The 23659-nt window shown below is 65.5% G+C and carries 22 protein-coding genes and 2 pseudogenes; 17 read left to right on the top strand and 7 right to left on the bottom strand.

Translation table 11 applies throughout. The features are described from left to right. The 11 genes and pseudogenes from BLV49_RS15115 to BLV49_RS15065 form a co-directional block, all read left to right on the top strand. Window positions 1-454: pseudogene (locus tag BLV49_RS15115) on the top strand (cell division protein FtsZ); the annotation flags it as partial. Between the two features lie 160 nt (window positions 455-614). Then, entirely contained in the window at window positions 615-1103 is a 489-nt protein-coding gene (locus tag BLV49_RS15110; RefSeq protein WP_091186485.1) for a cell division protein SepF, read from the top strand. Between the two features lie 7 nt (window positions 1104-1110). Beyond that, window positions 1111-1416, top strand: a complete 306-nt coding sequence (locus BLV49_RS15105) for a YggT family protein (protein ID WP_281245342.1) — start codon at window positions 1111-1113, stop codon at window positions 1414-1416. 265 nt (window positions 1417-1681) lie between these two features. Further along, window positions 1682-2206 carry a DivIVA domain-containing protein gene (locus BLV49_RS15100; RefSeq protein ID WP_434061472.1) on the top strand — a complete coding sequence of 175 codons (525 nt, stop codon included), beginning with the start codon at window positions 1682-1684 and terminating at the stop codon, window positions 2204-2206. Window positions 2207-2266: 60 nt separating this feature from the next. After that, window positions 2267-2797 (top strand): signal peptidase II, encoded by a 531-nt coding sequence (lspA, locus tag BLV49_RS15095; RefSeq protein ID WP_245723678.1) that lies wholly within the window; start codon window positions 2267-2269, stop codon window positions 2795-2797. A 3-nt stretch (window positions 2798-2800) separates the two neighbouring features. After that, the gene (locus tag BLV49_RS15090; protein ID WP_091186479.1) at window positions 2801-3721 is read left to right on the top strand and encodes an RluA family pseudouridine synthase; all 921 of its coding nucleotides are present in this window, start codon (window positions 2801-2803) and stop codon (window positions 3719-3721) included. A gap of 87 nt (window positions 3722-3808) precedes the next feature. Continuing rightward, on the top strand, window positions 3809-7276 hold the full coding sequence (gene dnaE / locus BLV49_RS15085) for a DNA polymerase III subunit alpha (RefSeq protein ID WP_245723723.1): 3468 nt from the start codon (window positions 3809-3811) through the stop codon (window positions 7274-7276). A 36-nt stretch (window positions 7277-7312) separates the two neighbouring features. Continuing rightward, window positions 7313-8593: a hypothetical protein gene (locus tag BLV49_RS15080; RefSeq protein ID WP_091186471.1), complete on the top strand. Its 1281-nt coding sequence runs from the start codon at window positions 7313-7315 to the stop codon at window positions 8591-8593. Window positions 8594-8624: 31 nt separating this feature from the next. Next, window positions 8625-9932 (top strand): histidinol dehydrogenase, encoded by a 1308-nt coding sequence (hisD, locus tag BLV49_RS15075; protein WP_091186467.1) that lies wholly within the window; start codon window positions 8625-8627, stop codon window positions 9930-9932. Window positions 9933-9959: 27 nt separating this feature from the next. Continuing rightward, window positions 9960-10445, top strand: coding sequence for a transcriptional regulator NrdR (nrdR, locus tag BLV49_RS15070; protein ID WP_091186463.1), 486 nt, complete (start codon window positions 9960-9962; stop codon window positions 10443-10445). A 36-nt stretch (window positions 10446-10481) separates the two neighbouring features. Beyond that, window positions 10482-11507, top strand: a complete 1026-nt coding sequence (locus BLV49_RS15065; protein WP_091186459.1) for a quinone-dependent dihydroorotate dehydrogenase — start codon at window positions 10482-10484, stop codon at window positions 11505-11507. An 18-nt stretch (window positions 11508-11525) separates the two neighbouring features. Here BLV49_RS15065 and BLV49_RS15060 read toward each other — a convergent pair whose 3' ends face one another. After that, a complete protein-coding gene (locus BLV49_RS15060) occupies window positions 11526-12110 on the bottom strand; it encodes a DUF3043 domain-containing protein (RefSeq protein WP_091186456.1) in 585 nt (194 codons plus the stop codon). Window positions 12111-12148: 38 nt separating this feature from the next. On the opposite strand from BLV49_RS15060, the gene BLV49_RS15055 reads away from it, so the two are divergent. The 5 genes from BLV49_RS15055 to BLV49_RS15035 all read left to right on the top strand — a co-directional run bounded on the left by BLV49_RS15055 (window position 12149) and on the right by BLV49_RS15035 (window position 17255). Next, complete coding sequence (locus BLV49_RS15055) at window positions 12149-13555, top strand: dipeptidase (protein WP_091186453.1); 1407 nt, start codon at window positions 12149-12151, stop codon at window positions 13553-13555. Window positions 13556-13634: 79 nt separating this feature from the next. Further along, window positions 13635-13997 carry an iron-sulfur cluster insertion protein ErpA gene (gene erpA / locus BLV49_RS15050; protein ID WP_091186450.1) on the top strand — a complete coding sequence of 121 codons (363 nt, stop codon included), beginning with the start codon at window positions 13635-13637 and terminating at the stop codon, window positions 13995-13997. Window positions 13998-14188: 191 nt separating this feature from the next. Beyond that, a complete protein-coding gene (gene ctaC / locus BLV49_RS15045) occupies window positions 14189-15094 on the top strand; it encodes an aa3-type cytochrome oxidase subunit II (protein WP_091186447.1) in 906 nt (301 codons plus the stop codon). A 13-nt stretch (window positions 15095-15107) separates the two neighbouring features. Continuing rightward, a complete protein-coding gene (ctaD, locus tag BLV49_RS15040) occupies window positions 15108-16829 on the top strand; it encodes an aa3-type cytochrome oxidase subunit I (RefSeq protein ID WP_091186445.1) in 1722 nt (573 codons plus the stop codon). Between the two features lie 3 nt (window positions 16830-16832). Beyond that, on the top strand, window positions 16833-17255 hold the full coding sequence (locus tag BLV49_RS15035) for a cytochrome c oxidase subunit 4 (protein WP_091186442.1): 423 nt from the start codon (window positions 16833-16835) through the stop codon (window positions 17253-17255). A 106-nt stretch (window positions 17256-17361) separates the two neighbouring features. Here the strand turns inward: BLV49_RS15035 and BLV49_RS15030 are convergent, their stop codons facing one another. The 6 genes and pseudogenes from BLV49_RS15030 to ctaE form a co-directional block, all read right to left on the bottom strand. Continuing rightward, window positions 17362-18015 (bottom strand): methyltransferase domain-containing protein, encoded by a 654-nt coding sequence (locus BLV49_RS15030; protein WP_143034070.1) that lies wholly within the window; start codon window positions 18013-18015, stop codon window positions 17362-17364. 45 nt (window positions 18016-18060) lie between these two features. Continuing rightward, window positions 18061-18294: pseudogene (locus BLV49_RS17460) on the bottom strand (putative RNA methyltransferase); the annotation flags it as partial. Beyond that, complete coding sequence (gene qcrB, locus BLV49_RS15025; RefSeq protein ID WP_091186433.1) at window positions 18209-19828, bottom strand: cytochrome bc1 complex cytochrome b subunit; 1620 nt, start codon at window positions 19826-19828, stop codon at window positions 18209-18211. The pseudogene BLV49_RS17460 and the gene qcrB, both read right to left, overlap by 86 nt. Continuing rightward, the gene (gene qcrA / locus BLV49_RS15020) at window positions 19825-20913 is read right to left on the bottom strand and encodes a cytochrome bc1 complex Rieske iron-sulfur subunit (RefSeq protein WP_091186428.1); all 1089 of its coding nucleotides are present in this window, start codon (window positions 20911-20913) and stop codon (window positions 19825-19827) included. The genes qcrB and qcrA overlap by 4 nt, the downstream gene beginning before the upstream one ends. Window positions 20914-20958: 45 nt before the next feature. After that, window positions 20959-21783 (bottom strand): cytochrome bc1 complex diheme cytochrome c subunit, encoded by an 825-nt coding sequence (qcrC, locus tag BLV49_RS15015; RefSeq protein ID WP_091186424.1) that lies wholly within the window; start codon window positions 21781-21783, stop codon window positions 20959-20961. A 21-nt stretch (window positions 21784-21804) separates the two neighbouring features. Next, window positions 21805-22434 (bottom strand): aa3-type cytochrome oxidase subunit III, encoded by a 630-nt coding sequence (ctaE, locus tag BLV49_RS15010; protein WP_245723677.1) that lies wholly within the window; start codon window positions 22432-22434, stop codon window positions 21805-21807. Window positions 22435-22576: 142 nt separating this feature from the next. Between ctaE and trpD the strand changes: the two genes are divergently transcribed. Next, window positions 22577-23641, top strand: a complete 1065-nt coding sequence (gene trpD / locus BLV49_RS15005) for an anthranilate phosphoribosyltransferase (protein ID WP_091186420.1) — start codon at window positions 22577-22579, stop codon at window positions 23639-23641. Window positions 23642-23659: the final 18 nt, after the last annotated feature.

The following is a 23659-nucleotide window of genomic DNA, read 5'->3' as shown; positions in this document are numbered from 1 at the left end:
GGCGAGCATCGAGGGCGCTCACGGCGTGCTCCTGTCCATTCAGGGTGGCTCGAACCTCGGCATCTTCGAGATCAACGACGCCGCACGTCTCGTGCAGGAGGCCGTGCACCCCGAGGCGAACATCATCTTCGGCGCGGTCATCGACGACACGCTCGGCGACGAGGTGCGCGTCACGGTCATCGCCGCCGGGTTCGACGGGGGAGAGCCGCCGAGCCGCCAGATCGAGCCGCTCAAGGATGCGATCATGACGACCGGAGGCGTCATGGCATCAACGAGCGAGGCTGACAGCTCGGCGTCGCGTGCAAACGACGACGTCGTCGAGACTCCGGATGCCGCTCCGGCGCGGAAGCCGTGGGAGACTCCGCGCGCGCCCGAGCACATTCCGGCTCCATCGGCCGTCGACCCGGCCTTTGCCGACGAGGACGAACTCGACATTCCCGACTTCCTGAAGTAGCAGCTCCTTCCGACTCCGAACGACCGCCCACCGATGCTCCGGCATCCGGTGGGCGGTCGTTTTTCTGCTGCGACACGCGGCGAATTCAGGCGCTCAATCACGGCTTTCATTCCTCGTCGCCGTTAGCCTCGAGAGGGAAGAACCACTATCGGAGGAAGCGATGTCGAACCCCCTCAAGAAGACCATGGTGTACCTCGGACTCGCTGATGAAGAGCTGGGGTACGAAGACGAGGCCCAGCCTCAGCAGGCGCAGTCCTCTACCGCCTCGTCGTCCCAACAGCAGGCTCCCGCCGCCGTGCCGCAGAACCGCGCGCCGGTGACGCCGCTCCGTCGCCCGACTGCTGTCAAGCAGGCCGCTCCGGCCGAACTGAACGAGATCCTCACGGTTCACCCCAAGCAGTACCGCGACGCGCAGATGATCGCCGAGAGCTTCCGCGAGGGCGTGCCGGTGATCATCAACCTCTCGCAGATGAGCGACGGCGACGCACGCCGCCTCATCGACTTCGCGAGCGGCCTCTCGCAGGGCCTCTATGGCAAGATCGAGCGCGTGACGTCGAAGGTGTTCCTCCTCTCGCCGTCCCACATCGCGGTCTCGGGCGAGCAAGCGCAGAAGAGCGAGAGCGAACAGACGTTCTTCGCTCAGCAATAATTAGTGGGTGAGCGACGTCTTTCCAGTAATCGGCAACATCCTCTACCTGGTGTTGCTCCTGTACTTTTTCGTGATGTGGGGCCGCTTCATTCTCGACCTCATGCGCACGTTCAATCGCGCGTGGCGACCCCGGGGTGCCGGTCTCGTCGCTGCTGAATTCGTCTACTCCGTGACGGATCCGCCCGTGAAGTTCTTCCGCCGGGTCTTCCCTCCGCTTCGCTTCGGCTCCGTCGCCCTCGACTTCGGCTGGAGCATCACGATGCTCTGCGTGATCATCGCGATGTTCCTCGTCGGAATCCTCCGATCCGCATGAACGTCAAAGACTTTCCGATCGGCATTCCGCGTTAGGGCGGTCTCGGCTGTATTCTGGGACAGGCGTCACCCGTCTTGCGTCCCGGCATCTCGAGGTCGTGTTTGCTAACGTGGGCACGCTACACACGAACACTGAACACATGAAGGTGGTACGCCATGGCGCTCACTCCGGAAGACGTAGTCAATAAGCAGTTTCAGCAGACCAAGTTTCGCGAGGGTACGACCAGGACGAGGTCGACGACTTCCTTGACGAGGTCGTCGTCGAACTGCGCCGCCTGATCCAGGAGAACGAGGACCTCAAGGACCGTCTCTCGAAGGCGGAGTCGGGCACCGGCGAGCAGAAGTTCGTCGCCGAGCAGCCCGCCGCTGCCGCGCCCGCCGCTGCCGCCCCGGCCGAGCCGGAGCAGAAGCCGGTCGTCGAGGAGCCGAAGCAGGAGACCAAGGCCGAGCCGGCCGACGAGTCGGAGAGCTCGAACAGCCTCCTCATCCTCGCCCGTCGTCTGCACGACGAGCACGTCCGCGAGGGTGCGGAGAAGCGTGACCAGCTCATCGCCGAGGGCCACGCGACCGCTGCGCGCGTCGTTGCCGAGGCCGAGGCGAAGCAGCGCGAGGAGCTCGCGAAGCTCGAGACCGCTAAGAGCGGCCTCGAGAAGAAGATCGACGAGCTTCGCCAGTTCGAGAGCGAGTACCGCCAGAACCTCCGCAGCTACATCGAGGGTCAGCTCAACGAACTCGACAAGTCGGGTCCGGCCTCCAGCTCTTCGCAGCTGACCGAGTCTGCCAACCACTAGGTCTTGCCGGAGTCATCTTCACGCGCAGCCACGGTCCGGGCGTTTGCCGTCCTCGTGACCGTGGCTGCGTTGTGGTTCGCGCTTGACCAATGGACGAAGCACCTCGTCGTCACCTCGATGACCGAGGGGGAGCAGGTTCCCGTTCTCGGCAACGTGCTTCAACTGGTGTTCGTCCGCAACTCGGGGGCCGCGTTCTCGCTCGCCTCGGGAGCGACGTGGATCTTCTCCATCCTCGCCTCCATCGTCGTCGTCGTGATCATCGTGCTCGCCCGACGCATCCGCTCGCCCTGGTGGGCCCTCGTGTTCGGCCTGCTGCTCGGCGGAGTGCTGGGGAACCTCTCGGATCGCCTCTTCCGCGAGCCCTCGTTCGGTCTCGGTCACGTCGTCGACTTCATCTCCACGCCGTGGATGATGCCCGCGATCTACAACGTCGCCGACATCGGCATCGTGAGCGCGATGGTTCTGTTCGTGCTGCTCACGATTCTCGGCATCGGGCTTGACGGCGTGCGCCACGCGAAGACGGAAGCCGACCCGCAGCAGACGCCCTCCGGCGAGATCGGTCACGACGAGCAGCGCCGGGCAGGCGACTAGCCGATGCAGTCGCGCGCTCTTCCCGTCCCCGATGGGCTCGACGGCGTTCGAGCGGATGCCGGGATCGCCAAGCTCCTCGGATTCTCGCGCACGTTCGCGGCCGAAGTGCTCGAGGCGGGCGGGGTCACACTCGACGGCCGGATCCTCGCGAAGTCGGACAAGCTCACGGCCGAATCCTGGCTGAACGTCGAGTGGCAACCTCGCCAGGAGGCGGTCATCGAGCCCGTCGATGTGCCGGATCTCGACATCGTCTTCGACGACGATGACATCGTCGTCGTGAACAAGCCGTCGGGAGTGGCCGCTCATCCCTCCGTCGGGTGGACCGGTCCGACAGTGCTCGGGGCGCTCGCGGGGGCGGGATTCAGGATCGCGACGTCCGGCGCCGCGGAACGCGCGGGAATCGTCCACCGCCTCGACGTCGGCACGAGCGGCCTCATGGTCGTTGCGAAGACGGAACGCGCGTACTCCGCCCTCAAGCGCGCGTTCCACGACCGCGAGGTCGAGAAGATCTACCACGCCGTCGTGCAGGGGCATCCCGATCCCTTCACGGGAACGATCGACGCGCCGATCGGCCGGCACCCGAAACACGACTGGAAGTTCGCGGTGACCGCGGGCGGCAAGCCGTCCGTCACCCACTACGAGACGATCGAGGCGTTCCGGGCGGCGACGCTGCTCGAGATCCATCTCGAGACCGGTCGCACCCACCAGATCCGCGTGCACATGAGCGCCATGCGCCACCCGTGCGTGGGCGACCCGCTCTACGGCGCCGACCCGACACTGTCCGCACGCCTCGGACTCACGCGTCAGTGGCTGCAGGCCGTGCAGCTCGCCTTCGCGCACCCGGCCACGGGGGAGTGGGTGAGCTTCACCGCCCCCTACGCGCCGGACCTGCAGCACGCACTGGATGTCCTCGGTCGCGATTAGGCTGGAGGCACAGCGTCTACCACTCACGGAGTTCTCGTGCCCTCAACTGACTCGTTCGTCCACCTGCACGTCCACAGCGAGTACTCGATGCTCGACGGGGCCGCCCGCGTCGGCGAGGTGGTGAGCGCCGCCGTCGAACAGGGGATGCCGGCGCTCGCGGTCACGGACCACGGAAACATGTTCGGCGCCTTCGACTTCTGGCGCACGGCGACGGCCGCCGGGCTCAAGCCGATCATCGGCACAGAGGCCTACCTCACGCCGGGCACCCACCGCGGCGACCGCACGCGCGTGCGCTGGGGCAACGGCGGCGGCGACGACGTGTCCGGGTCCGGCGCCTACACGCACATGACGCTGCTCGCCGAGACGACGGAGGGGATGCACAACCTCTTCCGGCTCTCGTCGAAGGCATCGATCGAGGGTTACTACTTCAAGCCTCGAATGGACCGGGAGATCCTGTCGCAGTACTCCCGCGGCATCATCGCGACTACGGGCTGCCCGAGCGGTGAGATCCAGACCCGGCTCCGCCTCGGGCAGTACAAGGAAGCACGCCAGGCGGCCGCGGACTACCGGGACATCTTCGGACCCGAGAACTTCTACTGCGAGCTCATGGACCACGGCATCGGCATCGAGAAGCGCGTGGCGAGCGAGCTCCTCGACCTGGCGAAAGACCTCGGGCTCAAGCTCGTCGCCACAAACGATCTGCACTATACGCATGCCGACGACGCGAAGAGCCACGCTGCTCTCCTGTGCGTCCAGTCCGGCGCGACGCTCGACGACCCGAACCGCTTCAAATTCGACGCCGACGAGTTCTACCTGAAATCGGCGGAGCAGATGCGTCACGTCTTCCGTGACCACCCCGACGCGTGCGACAACACTCTCGAAATCGCTGAGCGCTGCCACGTCGAATTCGACACTTCGGCGAATTACATGCCCCGGTTCCCCGTCCCCGACGGCGAGACCGAGCAGACCTGGTTCGTGAAGGAGGTCGAGAAGGGACTCGACTACCGGTATCCGTCGGGCGTTCCCGCCGAGGTGCAGGAGCGCGCCGACTACGAGATGGGCATCATCTCGCAGATGGGCTTTCCCGGCTACTTCCTCGTCGTCGCCGACTTCATCAACTGGTCGAAGGATCACGGGATCCGAGTCGGCCCCGGCCGTGGATCCGGAGCGGGGTCGATGGCGGCCTACGCCATGCGCATCACCGACCTCGACCCGCTCGAACACGGCCTCATCTTCGAGCGGTTCCTCAACCCCGACCGTGTCTCGATGCCTGACTTCGACGTCGACTTCGACGACCGTCGTCGCGGCGAGGTGATCAAGTACGTCACCGAGAAGTACGGCGCAGAGCGCGTCTCCCAGATCGTCACCTACGGAACCATCAAGGCGAAGCAGGCTCTCAAGGACTCGTCGCGGGTGCTCGGCTTCCCGTTCGGCATGGGGGAGAAGCTCACAAAGGCGATGCCGCCGCCCGTGATGGGTAAGGACATCCCCCTCACCGGGATTTTCGATAAGAACCACCCGCGCTATCGCGAGGCCGTGGACATCCGCAACGTCGTCGAGACGGATCCGGAAGCCAAGACCGTGTTCGACACGGCGCTCGGCATCGAGAATCTGAAGCGTCAGTGGGGTGTTCACGCCGCCGGTGTGATCATGTCGAGCGACCCGCTCCTCGACATCATCCCGATCATGAAGCGCGAACAGGACGGCCAGATCGTCACGCAGTTCGACTATCCGGCGTGCGAGTCCCTTGGTCTCATCAAGATGGACTTCCTCGGACTGCGCAACCTGACGATCATCTCGGACGCCCTCGCGAACATCGAGACGAACCGGGGCGAGACGCTCGACCTTGAGCACTTGGGGCTCGACGACACAGCGTCCTATGACCTCCTCGCCCGAGGGGACACGCTCGGGGTGTTCCAGCTCGATGGCGGGCCGATGCGCAGTCTTCTGCGGCTCATGAAGCCCGACAACTTCGAGGACGTCTCCGCCGTCATCGCACTGTACCGGCCGGGGCCGATGGGGGCGGACTCACACACGAACTACGCCCTGCGCAAGAACGGCCTGCAGGCGATCACTCCCATCCACCCGGAACTCGAGGAGCCGCTCAAGGACATCCTCGACACGACATACGGTCTCATCATCTACCAGGAGCAGGTGATGGCGATCGCGCAGAAGGTCGCCGGGTTCTCCCTCGGTCAAGCAGACATTCTGCGCCGCGCGATGGGCAAGAAGAAGAAGTCCGAACTGGACAAGCAGTACGCGGGATTCAGCGGAGGCATGACCGATCGCGGGTATTCGGAGGGCGCGATCAAGGCACTGTGGGACATCCTCCTTCCGTTCTCGGATTACGCGTTCAACAAAGCGCACTCCGCGGCTTACGGCGTGGTGTCGTACTGGACGGCGTACCTCAAGGCGCACTACCCCGCCGAGTACATGGCCGCACTGCTGACGAGTGTCGGCGACTCGAAGGACAAGCTGGCGCTGTATCTCAACGAGTGCCGTCGCATGGGCATCAAGGTGCTGCCGCCCGATGTCAACGAGTCGATCAACTTCTTCGCGGCCGTCGGTGAGGACATCCGTTTCGGACTTGGGGCTGTTCGCAACGTCGGCGCCAACGTCGTCGACGGAATCGTCGCGGCGCGCAACGACAAGGGCAAGTTCGAGAACTTCCACGACTTCCTGCGCAAGGTCCCGGTGCACGTGGCCAACAAGCGAACGGTCGAGTCGCTCATCAAGGCGGGAGCGTTCGACGCGTATCCCGGCACCCGTCGAGCCCTCACCGAGATCCACGAGGACGCTGTCGAGTCGGCCGTCCGCGACAAGCGCATGGAAGCAACGGGCCAAGTCGGCTTCGACTTCGACAGCCTCTTTGCCGAGGTAGGGGAGAGCACGACGGCGAATGTCCCGGAACGTCCGGAATGGTCGAAGAAGGACAAGCTCGCCTTCGAACGCGACATGCTCGGCCTCTACGTGTCCGACCACCCCCTCGCCGGTCTCGAGATCGCACTGGCCAAGCTTGCAAGCACGACGATCAGTGACCTCACGACCTCCGAGCACACGCAGGACGGCGACACCGTCACGATCGCCGGCCTCGTCACGAGCGTCCAGCACCGGGTGGCTAAGGCGTCCGGGAACCAATACGGAATGATCACCGTCGAGGACTTCGGTGCTGAGATGACGGTCATGTTCATGGGCAAGGCCTACCAGGAGTTCCAGCACACGCTCGCGAACGACTCGATCGTCGTCGTGCGGGGGCGGGTGAGCATGCGCGACGACGGCATGAACCTCCACGCCTACAGCATCTTCTCGCCGGATCTCCAACAAGCGGGATCGGCCGGTGCGCTGCTCCTGAACATGCCGGAGCACCGCGCAACGACCGACGCTGTCACGGAACTCGGCGAGATCCTGTCCCGGCACCGAGGCGAGAACGAAGTGCGCCTTCGCCTGCTCAAAGGCGATGTCGCTCGCGTGTTCGAGGTTCCCTACCCGGTGTCCGTCACCGCTGATCTGTTCGGCGAGCTGAAATCACTGCTCGGCCCGAACTGCCTCGGATAGGATTGCGGCGCAGCCCGCCGAATCGGAAAGAGAGCGATGACGTACCAGCAACCTCCTGCCGGATGGAACGGCCCGCAGCAGCCGGTTGGCGGCGACCCGCAGAGGCCGAACCCGCCGCACTCCGCGATGTTCAGCCCGGCTCCGAGCCCGATCGCAAGGGTCGGATCCTTCACGCTGCGTGAAGTCCTCGTCTTCGCGCTCACTCTCGTGCTCCTCATCGCCTCCTTCCTTCCGCTCGTGGCGAGCACCGGCATCGGATACACGAACCTGTGGTCCCCGATGTGGCTGCTCGGGATCCCCGGCGTCATCCTGCCGGTTGTCGCCGCTGCGCTGCTTCTTCTCCAGCGCACAATGCCGAGCACGCGCTGGAGAGTGGGCTCTCTATCGGTCGATCAGTTCGCCTCGGTGATAGCGATCATCGCCGCCGCCTCCTACCTGGGGGTGATCATCGTCGTCGTCGGCATCGGCGCGGCCCTCAGAGACGCGTTCGGCGGGTGGGTCCAGGTTTCCGTCGCACCCGGTGTCGGACCGGTTCTCGGACTCGTGCTGTCGCTCGCTCTCATCACCGTCACCACCGTTGCTCCTCTCCTTCCGCCGTTCAGCGCCGAATTCCAGCAGCGAACGGCTGTCGCGGCGCCGTTGAACGCGCGTCCCCTTGTCGCACTGCCCGCGCGCGAGCGGCCCGCATCGCCCGCGGCGCAGGGCTGGCCGCAGCCGGGTGGACCGCAAATGCCGTACGGCCAGCCGTACGCGCCCGCTGGGCACGCGCCGACAGGATTCGCGCCGCAGCCGGCGTCGCAGACGCCGCTGTACGCACCACAGCCGAGCAGCCATCCGGCTTCGCAACACGAACCCGCGTCGCCGCCGGCCGCGGACCCCCAGGCGAGCAGTGCGTCGAGCGGCTCAGCCGAAGGCGCGGCAGCGAGCCCCGATGCGGAGCGGACGGCTCCGGAGACGACGGAACTGGCACCCGACGTCGAAGCGACAGTCGTGCGCGGGCCCCAGACCGCCTCGGCCGAGGACGATATCGACGAGGACGACGCCGGAGCGCCGGATCAGCACCGCCCCGTGAGCGCGAGCACCCACGTGAACTCCGGGGAGGATGCTGCCCGAACCACGCCGCCGACCGGCCCGTTCTGGGTCTGGGCGCCGGAGCCCCGCGACGTGCTCGACGAAGCGACGGGGATGCCGGTGTTCTCGATCGGCCCCGGTGCGTGGGCCCTCGCTGTCGACGACAGGGGCAGCGAGCTCGTGATCCGGCACGACGATGGCCGCGTCGGAGTGCTGCGCGACATCGAGGGACTCACACGAAGTTGAGTCGTGGCGGCGACGATAGGATGAGCACGCCATGATGCAGACCATCGATCTCCGCTCCCGTCGTCTCAGCCGCTCCGAACTCCTTGACGCCATTCCTCGGCCCGTCGTCGACGTCTCCGTCGCGAGTGAGGCCGCTCGAGCGCTCATCAGCGAAGTGCGCTCCGGCGGGTCGAACGCGCTGCTGGCTCAGGCCGAGCGCCTCGACAAGGTGCGACCGGCCCACGTACGTGTCCCCGAGACGGACATCGACGGCGCCCTCGCCTCGCTCGATTCCGACTTGCGCGCGGCGCTCGAATCCGCCATCGATCGTGTGCGACGGGGGACGGCGGCGCAAGTGCCGCCGCAGCGCACCGTCGACATCGCCCCCGGTGCGACGATCGTGCAGCGCTGGCAGCCGGTCGATCGCGTCGGACTGTATGTACCGGGCGGCAAGGCGCCGCTCGCGTCGAGCGTCATCATGAACGCCGTGCCGGCGCAAGTCGCCGGCGTCTCCTCCATCGCCCTCGCCTCGCCGCCGCAGCGCGAGCACGACGGTGGAGTGCACCCGACGATACTGGCCGCAGCGGGTCTCCTCGGCATCACCGAGGTGTATGCGATGGGCGGGGCGGGAGCCATCGGCGCGCTCGCCTACGGCGTGCCCGACATCGATTTGCGGCCCGTCGACGTCGTCACCGGTCCCGGAAACATCTACGTCGCAGCGGCTAAGCGACTCGTGCGCGGCCAGGTCGGAATCGACTCGGAGGCGGGCACCACGGAGATTCTCGTGATCGCCGACGGCACAGCGAAAGCGAGCCTCATCGCCGCGGACTTGGTCAGTCAAGCCGAGCACGATGAGGCGGCGGCATCCGTTCTCGTAACCGACTCTCCGGCACTCGCACGTGACGTTGCACTCGAGCTCGAGGGACTGGTCGAGCGCACCGAGAACGGTGAGCGCGTGCGCGCCGCACTCAGCGGACCGCAGTCCGCGATCGTGCTCGTGGACGACGTGGTGCTCGCTGCCGACTTCAGCAACGCGTACGGGCCAGAGCACCTCGAAATCCACACGCACGACCCACGCGCGACGCTGCAGCACATCACGTCGGCCGGTGCGATCTTCCTCGGCCCCCACTCGCCTGTGAGTCTCGGCGATTACATGGCCGGCTCGAACCACGTTCTGCCGACCGGGGGGCAAGCCCGGTTCTCGTCGGGGCTCGGCGCGTACACGTTCCTTCGCCCACAGCAGGTGATCGAGTATCACGAGACCGCGCTGCGCGAGGTTTCGGAGCGCATCGTCACGCTCGCGCAGGCCGAGCGCCTCCCGGCGCACGGCGAAGCGATCTCCGCGCGATTCACCGATTGAGCCGCTTCCCCTCGAGTTTGGAGAACAATGCACTGTCCGTTCTGCCGCCACCCGGACTCACGCGTCATCGACTCGCGCACGAGCGACGACGGGCTGTCGATCCGGCGCCGTCGCCAGTGCCCCGAATGCGGTCGTCGCTTCAGCACCATGGAGACCGCGAGCCTCAACGTGATCAAGCGAAGCGGGGTCGTCGAGCCGTTCAGTCGCGACAAGGTCGTGAGCGGCGTGCGCAAGGCCTGCCAGGGCCGCCCGGTGACGGACTCCGACCTCGCCGTTCTCGCGCAGAAGGTCGAGGAGGCCATCCGCCAGACGGGGACATCGCAGATCGAGGCGAACGACATCGGTCTCGCGATTCTCACTCCGCTGCGTGAGCTCGACGAGGTCGCATACTTGCGTTTTGCGAGCGTCTATCAGGCGTTCGACTCGCTCGATGACTTCGAAGAGGCGATCGGCACGCTCCGGCAGGAGCACGACGCGGGCACCGCCGCGAACGCCGGCAGCCTCGACGACTGATCCGTCCGCACGACACGACACCGATAGGCCCACTGCATGTACCGTGCCCTCTTCTCGCTCTTCTTGCGCCGACTCGACCCGGAGCAGGCTCACCACCTCGCGTTCGCGGCCATCCGGATGCTGCCGGCGCTCGGTCCGCTCGCGCGAAGGTTCACCGCCCCCGATCCGCGGCTGCGCGTCGAGGCGCTCGGCCGCACCTTCCCGTCGCCGTTCGGCGTCGCGGCGGGATTCGACAAGAACGCAGAGGCGGTCATCGGCCTCGGAGCCCTCGGCTTCGGGCATGTTGAAGTCGGCACGCTCACGGCACGGGCGCAGCCGGGAAATCCCAAGCCGCGGCTGTTCCGGCTGATCCCCGACCGGGCGATCATCAACCGCATGGGCTTCAACAACGACGGCGCGGTCGCCGCGGCCCCGCGACTCGCGAAGGCGCACCAAGCGCGACACCGCCCGGTAATCGGTGTCAACATCGGCAAGAGCCGCGTCGTCGCGGTCGACGACGCGATCGACGACTACCTCGAGAGCTGCCGCGTCGTCGCGTCGCTCGCCGATTACCTAGTCGTCAACGTGTCCTCCCCGAACACGCCGGGACTGCGCGGACTCCAGGAGCTCGACAGGCTCGCGCCGCTGCTCACACGCGTGAAGGACGCCGCCGGTGCGACACCGCTTCTCGTGAAGATCGCCCCCGACCTCGACGACGATCAGGTCGTGCGCATCAGCGAGCTCGTGGTCGAGCTCGGGCTCGCGGGAATCATCGCGACGAACACGACACTGTCTCGGTCAGACCTGCGAACGGATGCCGCTGTCGTGCGTGCCGCAGGCGACGGCGGTCTTTCGGGCGCGCCGCTCGCCGCTCGCTCGCTCGAGGTTCTGCGACTGATCAGAAGCGTCGTCCCGGCCGAACTGTGCGTCATCTCCGTCGGCGGTGTGGAAACCGGAGCGGACGTGGCTGAACGACTCGACGCCGGAGCGACGCTCGTGCAGGGGTACAGCGCCTTCATCTACCGCGGTCCGCTGTGGGCGCGGTCGATAAACCGGGAGCTGGCCGCGATTCGCTCCCGCTGAGAAGCGGCGCCTCCCGCGCTAGTGCGGGTACTCGCCGCGCGCCACTTGCGGCTTCGGCAGCCGCAGCTTGCGCATCTGGATGGTCCGCATCGCCGCGTACCAGCGCACGCCGCGCTCGACGCGCGTGTCGCCGAACTTCTGCGCGAGCTGCTTGCGCACGCGGAAGCCGATCCAGATGCACTCGAGAACCATGATGATGAAGAACGCCCACAGGGCGAACATGCCGTACACCTGAATCTCGGGCACGGGCATGAAGGTCGCGATGATGACGAGGAACATGAACGGCAGCATGAACTCGCTCACGCTCGTGCGAGCGTCGACGAAGTCCCTGACGAAGCGCTTCTGCGGGCCACGATCGCGCTCGGGGAGGTAGCGCTCCTCGCCGTTCGCCATGCCGACGCGAGCGCGTTCGCGCTGCTCGGCGAGCTGCGTGCGGGCCCGCTGCTTCGCCTCTTTGCGGTCATTCGGCACGAGCGGCCGCTTGTTCGCGGCGACGCGTGCGCTCCGCTTCGGCGTGGGAGCGCCCTTCTTGCCCTCGAGGGTGGCGGAATCGACGGCATCGTCGATCGGGTCTGATGATTCGGGGGAAGTCTTCTTGGTCACGTGTTCCTCGTTTAGATGTTCCTCTTAAGATTACCTGCATGACTGATTCCGAAGGCGCGATGTCCGCAGCAGAGACCCAGCTTGCCCAGATCGTGCGGGAGAACCTGCCCGCGACGATCGCCGACCTGAGCGACCTGGTACGCATCCCGTCCGTCTCCTGGTCCGCGTTCGATCCTGCCCACGTTCTCGAGAGCGCCGAAGCCGTCGCCGCTCTGGCCCGTGAAACGGGAGTCTTCGACTCCGTCGACGTGGTCCGCGCCCCTATCGCGGAGACCGGGGAGCTCGGCCAGCCGGCCGTTCTCGCCCGGCGTCACGCGCGTGGCGGAAAGCCGACGATTCTGCTGTACGCACACCACGACGTCCAGCCGCCCGGGAAGGACGAGGACTGGGACACGGCGCCGTTCGAGCCCGTCGTGAAGGGCGATCGGCTCTACGGGCGAGGGGCCGCTGACGACAAGGCCGGTGTGATGACCCACATCGGGGCCGTCCGCGCTCTCGCCGAGGCGGCGGGAGACGACCTCGAACTCGGAATCGCGCTGTTCATCGAGGGGGAGGAGGAGTTCGGATCGCGCTCCTTCGCGAGCTTCCTCGAGCAGAATCGCGAAGCGCTCGAGGCGGATGCGATCGTGGTCGCTGATTCAGACAACTGGAACACCGAGACGCCTGCGCTCAGTGTGAGCCTGCGCGGCAACGTAGCCTTCCGGCTCGGAGTGCGCACGCTCGCGCACGCCTCGCACTCCGGAATGTTCGGCGGAGCCGTGCCGGACGCCATGATGGCAACGATCCGCCTGCTCAACTCGTTCTGGTCGGAGGACGGCTCGGTCGCGGTTGAGGGACTGAGCGCGCATGACGCCACCACTCCCGAATACGGAGAAGCGCAGCTTCGCGCCGAAGCGGCCCTCGGAGAGTCTGTGCGCCCGGTCGGCTCCGGCAGCATTCTGGAGCGAATCTGGTTCCAGCCCGCGATCACCGTCACGGGAATCGACGCCCCCGACGTCGCCAACGCCTCGAACACGCTCATCCCACATGTGAACGTGAAGGTGTCGGCGCGCATCGCACCGGGACAGAGCGCCGCCGAGGCGTTCGCTGCGCTCGAGCAGCACATTCGGGCGAACACACCGTTCGGCGCCGAGATCACCATCGACGAGGTCGACGTCGGCGACCCGTTCCTCGTCGACGACTCCGGACCGATCGTCGCGTCGACTCTTGACGCGATGCGCGACGCGTGGGGAGCGGATCCGGTCCGCATGGGGATCGGCGGCTCGATACCGTTCGTCGCCGACCTCGTGCGCGTCTTCCCGGACGCCGAGATCCTCATCACGGGCGTGGAGGACCCGGACACCCGCGCGCACAGCCCGAACGAGTCGCTGCACCTCGGCGTCTTCCGCCGTGCGATCCTCACCGAAGCGCTGCTGCTGTCGAGGCTCAACGAAAAAGCACGGTAGTCCATGGCTCGATTCCGGCACGGGCAGGTACCATGGAGCCTGAACCCCACGTCGGGGCCACCCAATCGCGAGGAGAGTCATGAGCGATACACTGACCACTCAGAGCCCGACGAAAGCACACGGCGTCGAGTTGACCGGCACGGCTGCGGACAAGGTGAAGAGCCTTCTCAGCCAGGAAGGCCGTGACGACCTTCGACTTCGCGTCGCGGTTCAGCCCGGCGGATGCTCCGGACTGATCTACCAGCTCTACTTCGACGAGCGACTGCTCGACGGCGACGAGACCGTCGACTTCAACGGCGTCGAGGTCGTCGTCGACAAGATGAGCGTGCCGTATCTCGATGGCGCCGTTATCGACTTCGAGGACAGCATCCAGAAGCAGGGATTCACGATCGACAACCCGAACGCGCAGGGCAGCTGCGCATGCGGAGACAGCTTCAGCTGACCCTCGACGCATTTGATCGGCGGGACGAGCGATAAATGTCGCTTGTCCCGCCGTTTCGCGTTCTCGCACAGGCTCTCTCGTGCTCCGCAGAGCGGATATTCGCTTTGCGAAAGGCCCGTGTGGTCACGCGCGGCCTGAGCAATCGGGCTAGACTAGGCTGAGAATTACCAGTGTCTTCCGAAAGGTCCCAGGTGCGCTCGAACAGACGACTCCGCTGGGCTGCCATCCCGATCGCCATCGCTTTCACAGTGATCCTGGCGGGGTGCACGCAGGCTGAACTCCACGGCTTCATGCCCGGTTTCATCGAGGGTGAGAAGTCGGTGACAAACCACGCCGAGACGACGGCGACGCTCTGGACGACCTCATGGATCGTCCTTCTCGGCGTCGGAGTCCTCACGTGGGGCCTGATCATCTGGGCCATCGTGGTGTACCGCCGCCGCAAGGGCCAGACCGGCCTCCCGGCTCAGCTGCGCTACAACATGCCGATCGAGATCTTCTACACGGTCGTGCCGCTGATCCTCGTGATCGGCATGTTCGCGTTCACCGCCCGCGACCAGAACGAGATCGAGACGCAGTACAGCGACTCCGAGGCCGACGCTGTCATCGAGGTCTACGCCAAGCAGTGGTCGTGGGACTTCGTGTACGACAACGCCGTCGACGGCAAGCAGGTCTGGTCCTCCGGCCAGCAGGCTATCGAGGCCGAAGACGGATCCATCGACCAGGACGCTCTCCCGACGCTCTACCTCCCGGTGGACTCGAAGATCAAGATCGCGCTCAACTCCCGCGACGTGGCGCACTCGTTCTGGGTCATCGACTTCCTTTACAAGAAGGACATGTTCCCCGGCAAGACGAACTACATGTCGTTCGAGACGCAGCGCGAGGGAACCTACGCCGGGAAGTGCGCCGAGCTCTGCGGTGAGTACCACTCGATGATGCTCTTCAACGTCAAGATCGTCTCCCAGGCTGAGTACGAGGCCCATCTGGCAGACCTGGCAAACGCCGGCCACGTCGGCGACTACGGTGCGGACTACGACCGCAACCACAACATGCCTGACGACAAGAAGTCGTCGTTCCAGAAGAGTGAAGAGGGAGAGTAGACCGTTGACGACCATGACGGACCTGCCCCAGGGGCAGGCAAAGGTGGTCAACCAGTCGAAGGTTGAGCACAAGGGAAACATCCTGGTCAAGTGGATCACCTCCACCGACCACAAGACGATCGGGTACATGTACCTGATCGGGTCGTTCCTGTTCTTCTGCATCGGCGGCGTGATGGCGCTGATCATTCGCGCCCAGCTGTTCGAGCCGGGTCTCGAGCTCGTGCCCACGAAGGAGCAGTACAACCAGCTGTTCACGATGCACGGCACGATCATGCTCCTCATGTTCGCGACGCCGCTGTTCGCGGGCTTCGCGAACGTGCTCATGCCGCTGCAGATCGGCGCGCCGGACGTCGCCTTCCCGCGACTGAACGCCTTCGCGTTCTGGCTGTACTTCTTCGGCAGCCTGATCGCCGTCGGCGGATTCCTCACCCCGCAGGGCGCGGCGGCCTTCGGCTGGTTCGCGTATACGCCGTTGTCGAGTACGACATTCTCGCCCGGCGTCGGAGGCAACCTCTGGGTGCTCGGCCTCGGCATGTCCGGTTTCGGCACGATCCTCGGCGCTGTGAACTTCATCACGACGATCATCACGATGCGCGCTCCTGGCATGACCATGTTCCGCATGGCGATCTTCACGTGGAACACGCTCATCACCTCGCTCCTCATCCTGATGGCGTTCCCCGTGCTCGCGGCCGCGATGTTCGGTCTCGCAGCCGACCGTGTGTTCGACGCGCAGATCTACAACCCCGCCAACGGGGGAGTGATGCTGTGGCAGCACCTGTTCTGGTTCTTCGGCCACCCCGAGGTGTACATCATCGCCTTGCCGTTCTTCGGCATCGTCTCCGAGGTGTTCCCGGTCTTCAGCCGTAAGCCGATCTTCGGGTACAAGACCCTCGTGTACGCGACGATCTCCATCGCCGCCCTGTCCGTGAGCGTGTGGGCACACCACATGTACGTCACGGGCTCCGTGCTGCTGCCGTTCTTCTCGCTCATGACGATGCTCATCGCGGTGCCGACGGGTGTGAAGATCTTCAACTGGATCGGCACGATGTGGCGAGGGTCGTTGACCTTCGAGACGCCGATGCTGTGGGCGATCGGCTTCCTCATCACCTTCACCTTCGGTGGTCTCACCGGTGTGATCCTTGCGTCGCCGCCGCTCGACTTCCACGTCTCCGACACGTACTTCGTCGTCGCGCACTTCCACTACGTGGTGTTCGGAACCGTCGTGTTCGCCATGTTCTCCGGCTTCTACTTCTGGTGGCCGAAGTGGACGGGCAAGATGCTCAACGAGCGCCTGGGCTACTGGCACTTCTGGCTGCTGTTCATCGGCTTCCACACGACGTTCCTCGTCCAGCACTGGCTCGGAGTGATGGGTATGCCGCGTCGTTACGCGACATACTCGCCGCAGGACGGCTTCACCTGGATGAACCAGCTGTCGACGGTCGGCGCCATGCTGCTCGCGATTTCGATGATTCCGTTCCTCCTGAACGTGTACATCACCGCTCGCCGGGCACCGAAGGTCACCGTCGACGACCCATGGGGTTATGGCGCTTCGCTCGAGTGGGCGACATCCTGCCCGCCGCCGCGACACAACTTCACGTCCATCCCGCGCATCCGCTCGGAGCGCCCTGCGTTCGACCTCAACCACCCGGAGACGGTGATCCCGGTCGGACACGGCCCCATGAAGGACGCTCCCGACACGCCGACTCTCGACTCCGCCGACGGAAAGGTGAAGTAACCCGTGATCGCCAATATTCGCCTCTTTTGGGTGATCGCGGTCTTCTTCGCGGTCATGAGCGTCGTCTACGGGATCTGGGGCATCCTCGACCCGATTCAGCACTCGATCGAGTGGGCCGGTACGATCGCGCTCGGCCTCGTGGCCATCCTCGGTGCTCTCATCGCGTTCTACCTGGGACTCGTGCACCGTAACCAGGGCGGCGTGCTGCCCGAAGACCGTCTGGACGCGAACATCGACGACGGCGACCCGGAGCTCGGTCACTTCAGCCCGTGGAGCTGGTGGCCCGTGGTTCTGGCCGGTGGCGCGGGAATCGTGCTCCTCGGCATCGCGGTCGGGTTCTGGCTCGCATTCATCGGCGTGCCCATCGTGTTCGTCGCCCTGGTCGGCTGGGTCTACGAGTACTACCGCGGCTACTTCGCACACTGACATTCACACGGTGAAGGCGGCGGTCCTGTCGGACCGCCGCCTTTGCGCTGTCCGGGCGACTGCGGAGGCTTCTTCTCCCGCGCTGGCGTCCTCGCCGCCGCTGCGGTCAGACGCGCTGGGCTGCCATGACGTCGACGGAGACGGTGACTCGTTCCGGCAGCTCGTCATCCGTGCGAGCTGCGCCGTGGTGCGATGAAGGTCCCATTCCGATCAGCTGACGGATCTCACTGGGGGACAACGCGAGGGGCAATTCCACCCGCTTGCTCACTGGCGGTTCGAACTGTCCCGTCGATTCGAGAGCGGTCGCCACGGTGCCTCGCTTGTCCGCCGGAACGTCGAGGGCCAAGCCGGCGTCGCGCAGTTCGATGAGATGTCGCGCGGTCGGCACGACGCCGATATAGCAGCCGCCTGCCGTGAGGACGCGTGCGAACTCGGTCGGGTTACGCGGCGCGAAGACGTTGAGGATGAGATCGGCCGCACCGTCACGCAGCGGCAACGGCTGCCAGACGTCCATCACGACGCCGGAGGAGCTCGGGATCGTGCGCATGGCCATGCGCACGGCATCGGGGGACAGGTCCGTGGCGAGAACGGCGGATGCCGCGACTGCTGTGCTCAGCTCACGCAAGTAGTAGCCCGTACCGCAGCCGATGTCGACGATGCGCGGTGTCGCCGGGGCAGCGCGGTGGGCAAGGTCCGCCACGGCGTCCGCAATCGGAGCGTAATGTCCGGCGTCGAGAAAGGCGGCGCGTTCGCGAAGCATGGGAGCATCGTCTCCGCGGACCCGCGTGCGTGGCGGGAGGAGAGAGACGAAGCCGCGCTTGTTGACGTCGAAGCGGTGTCCGCCGGCGCAGCCGAGCACGAGACGGTCCGTCGGGGCGAGAGACGACAAACAGATCGGGCAGCGGAGCCACTCCGAGAGGAGTGTCAGCGCTGCCCGATCCGAGCGTGACCGATCAGTGGTGATCGTGCGAACTCTCGATCTCCGTGCGGGACACGGGGGCGATGCGGTCCTCGAAGAACCAGCGCGAGAGGCCGGCACGGAACCGCTGGCCAGTGGTGATCTTGCCGCGCGCGTTCGGGCGGATCATCAGGGGCTTGTAGCTGTCGTGGCTCACGAGCTTCCAACGCTCGTACTCGTCGACAGGCTGGTGCACCTCGATGTACTCGCCGCCGGGGAGACGCACGATGCGTCCGGACTCGTAGCCGTGAAGCGCGATCTCACGATCCTTCTTCTGCAGCGCGAGGCAGATGCGCTTGGTGACGAAGTACGCGATGAACGGACCGACGATGAGCATGAACTGCAGCGAGTGGATGACACCCTCCATCGTGAGACGGAAGTGCGTCGCGATGAGGTCGGAGCTCGCGGCAGCCCACAGGGCAGCGTAGAAGGTGACTCCGGCTGCACCGATCGCGGTGCGGGTCGGCGCGTTGCGCGGGCGGTCGAGCAGGTGGTGCTCACGCTTGTCGCCGGTGATCCACGCCTCGATGAAGGGATAGAAGAGCACGAGCACGATGAACAGGCCGAGCACGAGAACCGGGAGGATGATGTTGAACGACCAGGTGTGCGCGAGCCAGACGAACTCGAGGTGCGGCGGAACCAGGCGGAGTGCACCGTCAGCGAAGCCGATGTACCAGTCGGGCTGGGTGCCCGCCGACACCGGGGACGGGTCGTACGGACCGTAGTTCCAGATCGGGTTGATCGTGAAGAACGAGCCGATGACCGCGAGCACACCGAACACGATGAAGAAGAACCCGCCGGCCTTTGCGGCATACACGGGAAGAATCGGGTAGCCGACGACATTCTGCTGCGTCTTGCCCGGGCCGGGGTACTGCGTGTGCTTGTGGATGACGACGAACATCAAGTGCAAAGCGATGAACAGCACAACGATCGCGGGCAGCAGAAGAATGTGCAGCGTATACAGACGGCCGACGATCTGGTCTCCCGGGAACTCACCGCCGAATAGCAGGTACGACGTCCAGGTGCCGATCAGCGGGAGACCCTTGATCATGCCGTCGATGATGCGCAGGCCGTTACCGGACAGAAGGTCGTCGGGAAGCGAGTATCCGGTGAAGCCCTCCGCCATCGCGAGGATGAAGAGGACGAAGCCGATGACCCAGTTCAGCTCGCGCGGCTTGCGGAACGCACCCGTGAAGAAGATGCGAAGCATGTGCAGGCCGATGGATGCCACGAACAGCAGGGCCGCCCAGTGGTGGATCTGCCGCATGAGCAGCCCGCCGCGGATGTCGAAGGAGATGTCGAGAGTCGACGCCATCGCCGCCGACATCTCGACGCCCTTGAGGGGGACGTACGAGCCGTCGTAGTGCACCTCCGCCATGGACGCCTGGAAGAAGAACGTCAGGAACGAGCCGGTGAGGAGGATGACGACGAAGCTGTAGAGGGCGACTTCACCGAGCAGGAAGGACCAGTGGTCGGGGAATATCTTGCGCCCGAACTCCTTGACGGCGCCCGAAATGCTCGTCCGCTCGTCGAGGTAGTTGGCAGCCGCCGCCGTGAAGCCTCCCTTGGATTCGGTGGAGGCCGGTGCGGTCGTGGTCGCGGTCGTGGTGCTCAATGGCGCTCCCAGAAACTCGGTCCGACAGGTTCGTGGAAGTCGCTTTGGGCGACGAGGTAGCCCTCGTCATCGACTGCGATCGGAAGCTGCGGGAGGGGACGGGCTGCAGGGCCGAAGATGACCTCGCAGTGGTTTGTGACGTCGAACTGGGACTGGTGGCACGGGCAGAGCAGGTGATGCGTGCGCTGCTCGTAGAGCGCGACCGGGCAGCCGACGTGCGTGCAGACCTTCGAGTACGCGACGATGCCGTCGTACGACCAGGACTTGCGGTCCTCCTTCTCGTGCAGGTCTTCGGGCTGCAGGCGCATGAGCAGCACGATCGCCTTTGCCTTCTCCTCGAGCATGCCCTCGGAGTGCGGGATCTCGCTCAGGCCCTCGGGGATCACGTGGAAGGCGGAGCCGAACGTCACGTCGGAAGCCTTGATCGGCGTGCCGTCTGGGTCGCGGGTGAGGCGGAGTCCCTTCTTCCACATCGTCTGGTTCAACAGCGCGACGGGTTCGGTGTCCTTGCCTTCCGGAGCCAGCCCGCGGAACAGGGCGACGGCGGGGAGGGGGAAGGCGATGAGGGCGCCGATGAGGGTGTTGCGGATCATCGAGCGCCGACCGAAGCCGGACTCCTGATTGGCCTCGTCAAAGATCTCCACCGCACGACTGCGCGTCTCTTCCGTTCCGCGAACGGGGTGGCGGACGTCAATCGACTCGTGGTCGGCCATGAGCGCCTTGCCCCAGTGGACGGCGCCGATACCGAGCGCGAGGAGGGCGAGAGCGATGCCGATGCCGATGAACAGGTTGTTCAGTCGCACCGAGCCGAGGTCGCTCGGATCGATGGGGAACAGCATGTACGCTGCAACGGCCCAGATGCTTCCGGCGATCGACAGGTAGAAGAGCGTGAAGACAGTGCGCTCGGCGTGCTTCTGCTTCTTCGGGTCGAGGTCCGTCACACGTTTGCGGTGCGGGGGGAGTCCCGGGTTCTTGACGGCGTCGGATGAGACGACGGCCGTACCGGCGGACGCTCCCGGCGCCGCGATGTGGGCTGACGAGTCCTCAGCGGCGAGGTCCTTGCCGCTGTTGTCGTCCTGTGCCATTCTGCTCCTTCTTACAGGTTGTCCGTGGTGTGAGTCTGCGTGGTCCTAGTTGGACTTCGCCGTGATCCACACCGTAATCGCCACGACAGTGCCGAGGCCGAAGATCCAGATGAAGAGGCCCTCCGCGACCGGTCCGAGCGAACCGAGGCTGAGTCCTCCGACGGAGGGGGTGTTCTCCATGTACTTGAGCGCCGTGATGATGTCGCGCTTGTCCTCAGGCGTGAGGTTGGCGTCGTTGAACACGGGCATGTTCTGCGGGCCCGTGATCATGGCCTCGTAGATGTGAGCGGGTGCGACGCCGTGGAGCGAGGGGGCGAACTTGCCCTCGGTGAGCGCGCCACCGGCACCGGCCACGTTGTGGCACATGGCGCAGTTGATGCGGAACAGCTCGGCGCCGTTCGCGGCGTCGCCCTCGGACGTGTCGAGGTACTTGTCCTCCGGAATGGCCGGGCCGGGAGCGACCGAGGCGACGAACGCGGAAAGCGCCGCAATCTGGTCGTTTGTGAACTGGACAGGCTTCGCTTCCGCCTGGGGTCCCTGCATCTGCATCGGCATGCGGCCCGTGCCGACCTGGAAGTCAACGGCTGCGGCGCCGACGCCGATGAGTGACGGCGCGTCCTTGGTGCCCTGGAGGTCGACACCGTGACACGTCGCGCAGTTGGCCTGGAAGAGCTTGTTGCCTTCCTCCACCTGCGCTTGCGACGAGACGGAGGCCGACGCTTCGTCCGCCGAAGCGGTCGTGGCGCTGAACGCGACGTACGCGCCGCCGCTGAAGAGAAGGCCGACGGCGATGAGCGCGACGTTGGCGAGCGGGTGACGGCGACCCCTCTTTGCTGCCTTCAACGCAGGATTCTTAGATGAACGTGACATGCGAACTGTCTGCTCCGAGTTCTACTTGAGGACGTAAATGACGAGGAACAGTCCGATCCAGACAACGTCGACGAAGTGCCAGTAGTACGACACGACGATTGCTGTTGTGGACTCCTTGTGCCCGAAGGTCTTGACCGCGTACGCGCGTCCGATGACGAGCAGGAACGCGATGAGGCCGCCCGTCACGTGCAGACCGTGGAAGCCGGTCGTCAGATAGAACGCTGAGCCGTAGGCGCTCGACGAGATGGTGACGCCTTCGCTCACGAGAGTGGCGTACTCCCACACCTGGCCGGCCACGAAGATGGCGCCGAGGGCATACGTGAGGAAGAACCACTCGACCATGCCCCACTGGGACGGCTTCCAGCCGACCGATCGCGGCTGCATGCGCTCAGCCGCGAAGACGCCGAACTGGCACGTGAACGACGATGACACGAGGATCAGGGTGTTCACGGTCGCGTACGGTACGTTGTGGATCGACGTGGACGTCTCCCATAGCACGGGAGATGTCGATCGCAACGTGAAGTAGATCGCGAAAAGTCCGGCGAAGAACATGACTTCGCTGCCGAGCCAGACGATGGTGCCTACCATCACGGCGTTCGGCCTCTTCAGCGCTGTCGCGCCGGGGGCATAGTTCAATGAGGTGCTCGTCACCGTTCCATTATGGCCGATATTTTGCCGAGAGTTTCGCACGACTGGCCAAGTCGCACCATGATCTTGTTTAGGGCGCCCTTAGTCGCGGCAGAGAATTCCCCGTGAATTACGGGGCGGTCGCGCTCGTCGCTAGGATCGCACCATGTCTGATCTGTTCTCCTGGCCCACCCTTCTCACGCAATTGCTGGAGCGCCGCGACCTCAGCGTCTCCGAAGCGACGTGGGCGATGAAGCAGATCATGACCGGAGACGCCACCTCCGCCCAGATCGCGGCGTTCACCGTCGCGCTCCAAGCCAAGGGGGAGACCGTCGACGAGATCGTCGGATTCCGCGACGCCATTCTCGAGGAGGCCGTGGGGCTCCCGGTCGACTCGATGGCTCTCGACATCGTCGGCACAGGGGGAGACCGCTACGGGACGTTCAACATCTCGTCGACCGCGTCGATCATCATCGCGGCATCCGGTGTTCCCGTCGTCAAGCATGGGAACAAGGCCGCAAGCAGCAAGTCGGGCTCGAGCGATGTTCTCGCCGCACTCGGCATCGACCTGTCGCTCAGCCCGGACGCCGTCGCGAGCGTGCTTGACGATGCGGGAATCACGTTCGCCTACGCCGCCGCCTTCCACCCGGGCTTCCGGTTCGCCGGTCCGGCGCGCGCTGAACTCGGCATCCCCACTGTCTTCAACTACCTCGGTCCGCTCTGCAACCCTGCGCGGCCCGAGGCCTCCGCCGTGGGCGTCGCGAATCTTGACCGGGTGGGCCTCATCGTCGGCGTCTTCCAGACCCGCGGAGCGACCGCGCTCGTGTTCCGCGGAGACGACGGCATGGACGAGCTCACCACGACGGGGCACTCGCACATCTGGGAGGTCTCGCGCGGCCTCGTGACCGAGCACGACCTCGACCCGAGGGACCTCGACATCCCGCGCGCATCGATCGACGATCTTCTCGGCGGCGACGCCGTCGAGAACGCCGCCATGGTCAAGCGCGTGCTCGCGGGGGAGAAGGGCCCGGTCAGGGACATCGTCCTCCTCAACGCGGCGGCGGGGCTCGTGGCCTATCGGCTCGAGGAGGACCCGTCGCAGAGCGAGCGTCGCATCGTGGACCGGTTCAGCGAACAGCTTGACGTGGCGCGTGAGGCGATCGACTCGGGTGCTGCTACCGAGAAGCTTGCCGCGTGGGTCGCCGCCTCCGCGCATCACGCCGGTCAGTAGCCTCTACCCGCCGGCACC

Origin of the sequence: Paramicrobacterium humi, from assembly GCF_900105715.1 — a bacterium.
GTDB lineage: Bacteria > Actinomycetota > Actinomycetes > Actinomycetales > Microbacteriaceae > Paramicrobacterium > Paramicrobacterium humi.
This window is presented reverse-complemented; position numbering and strand designations above follow the sequence as displayed.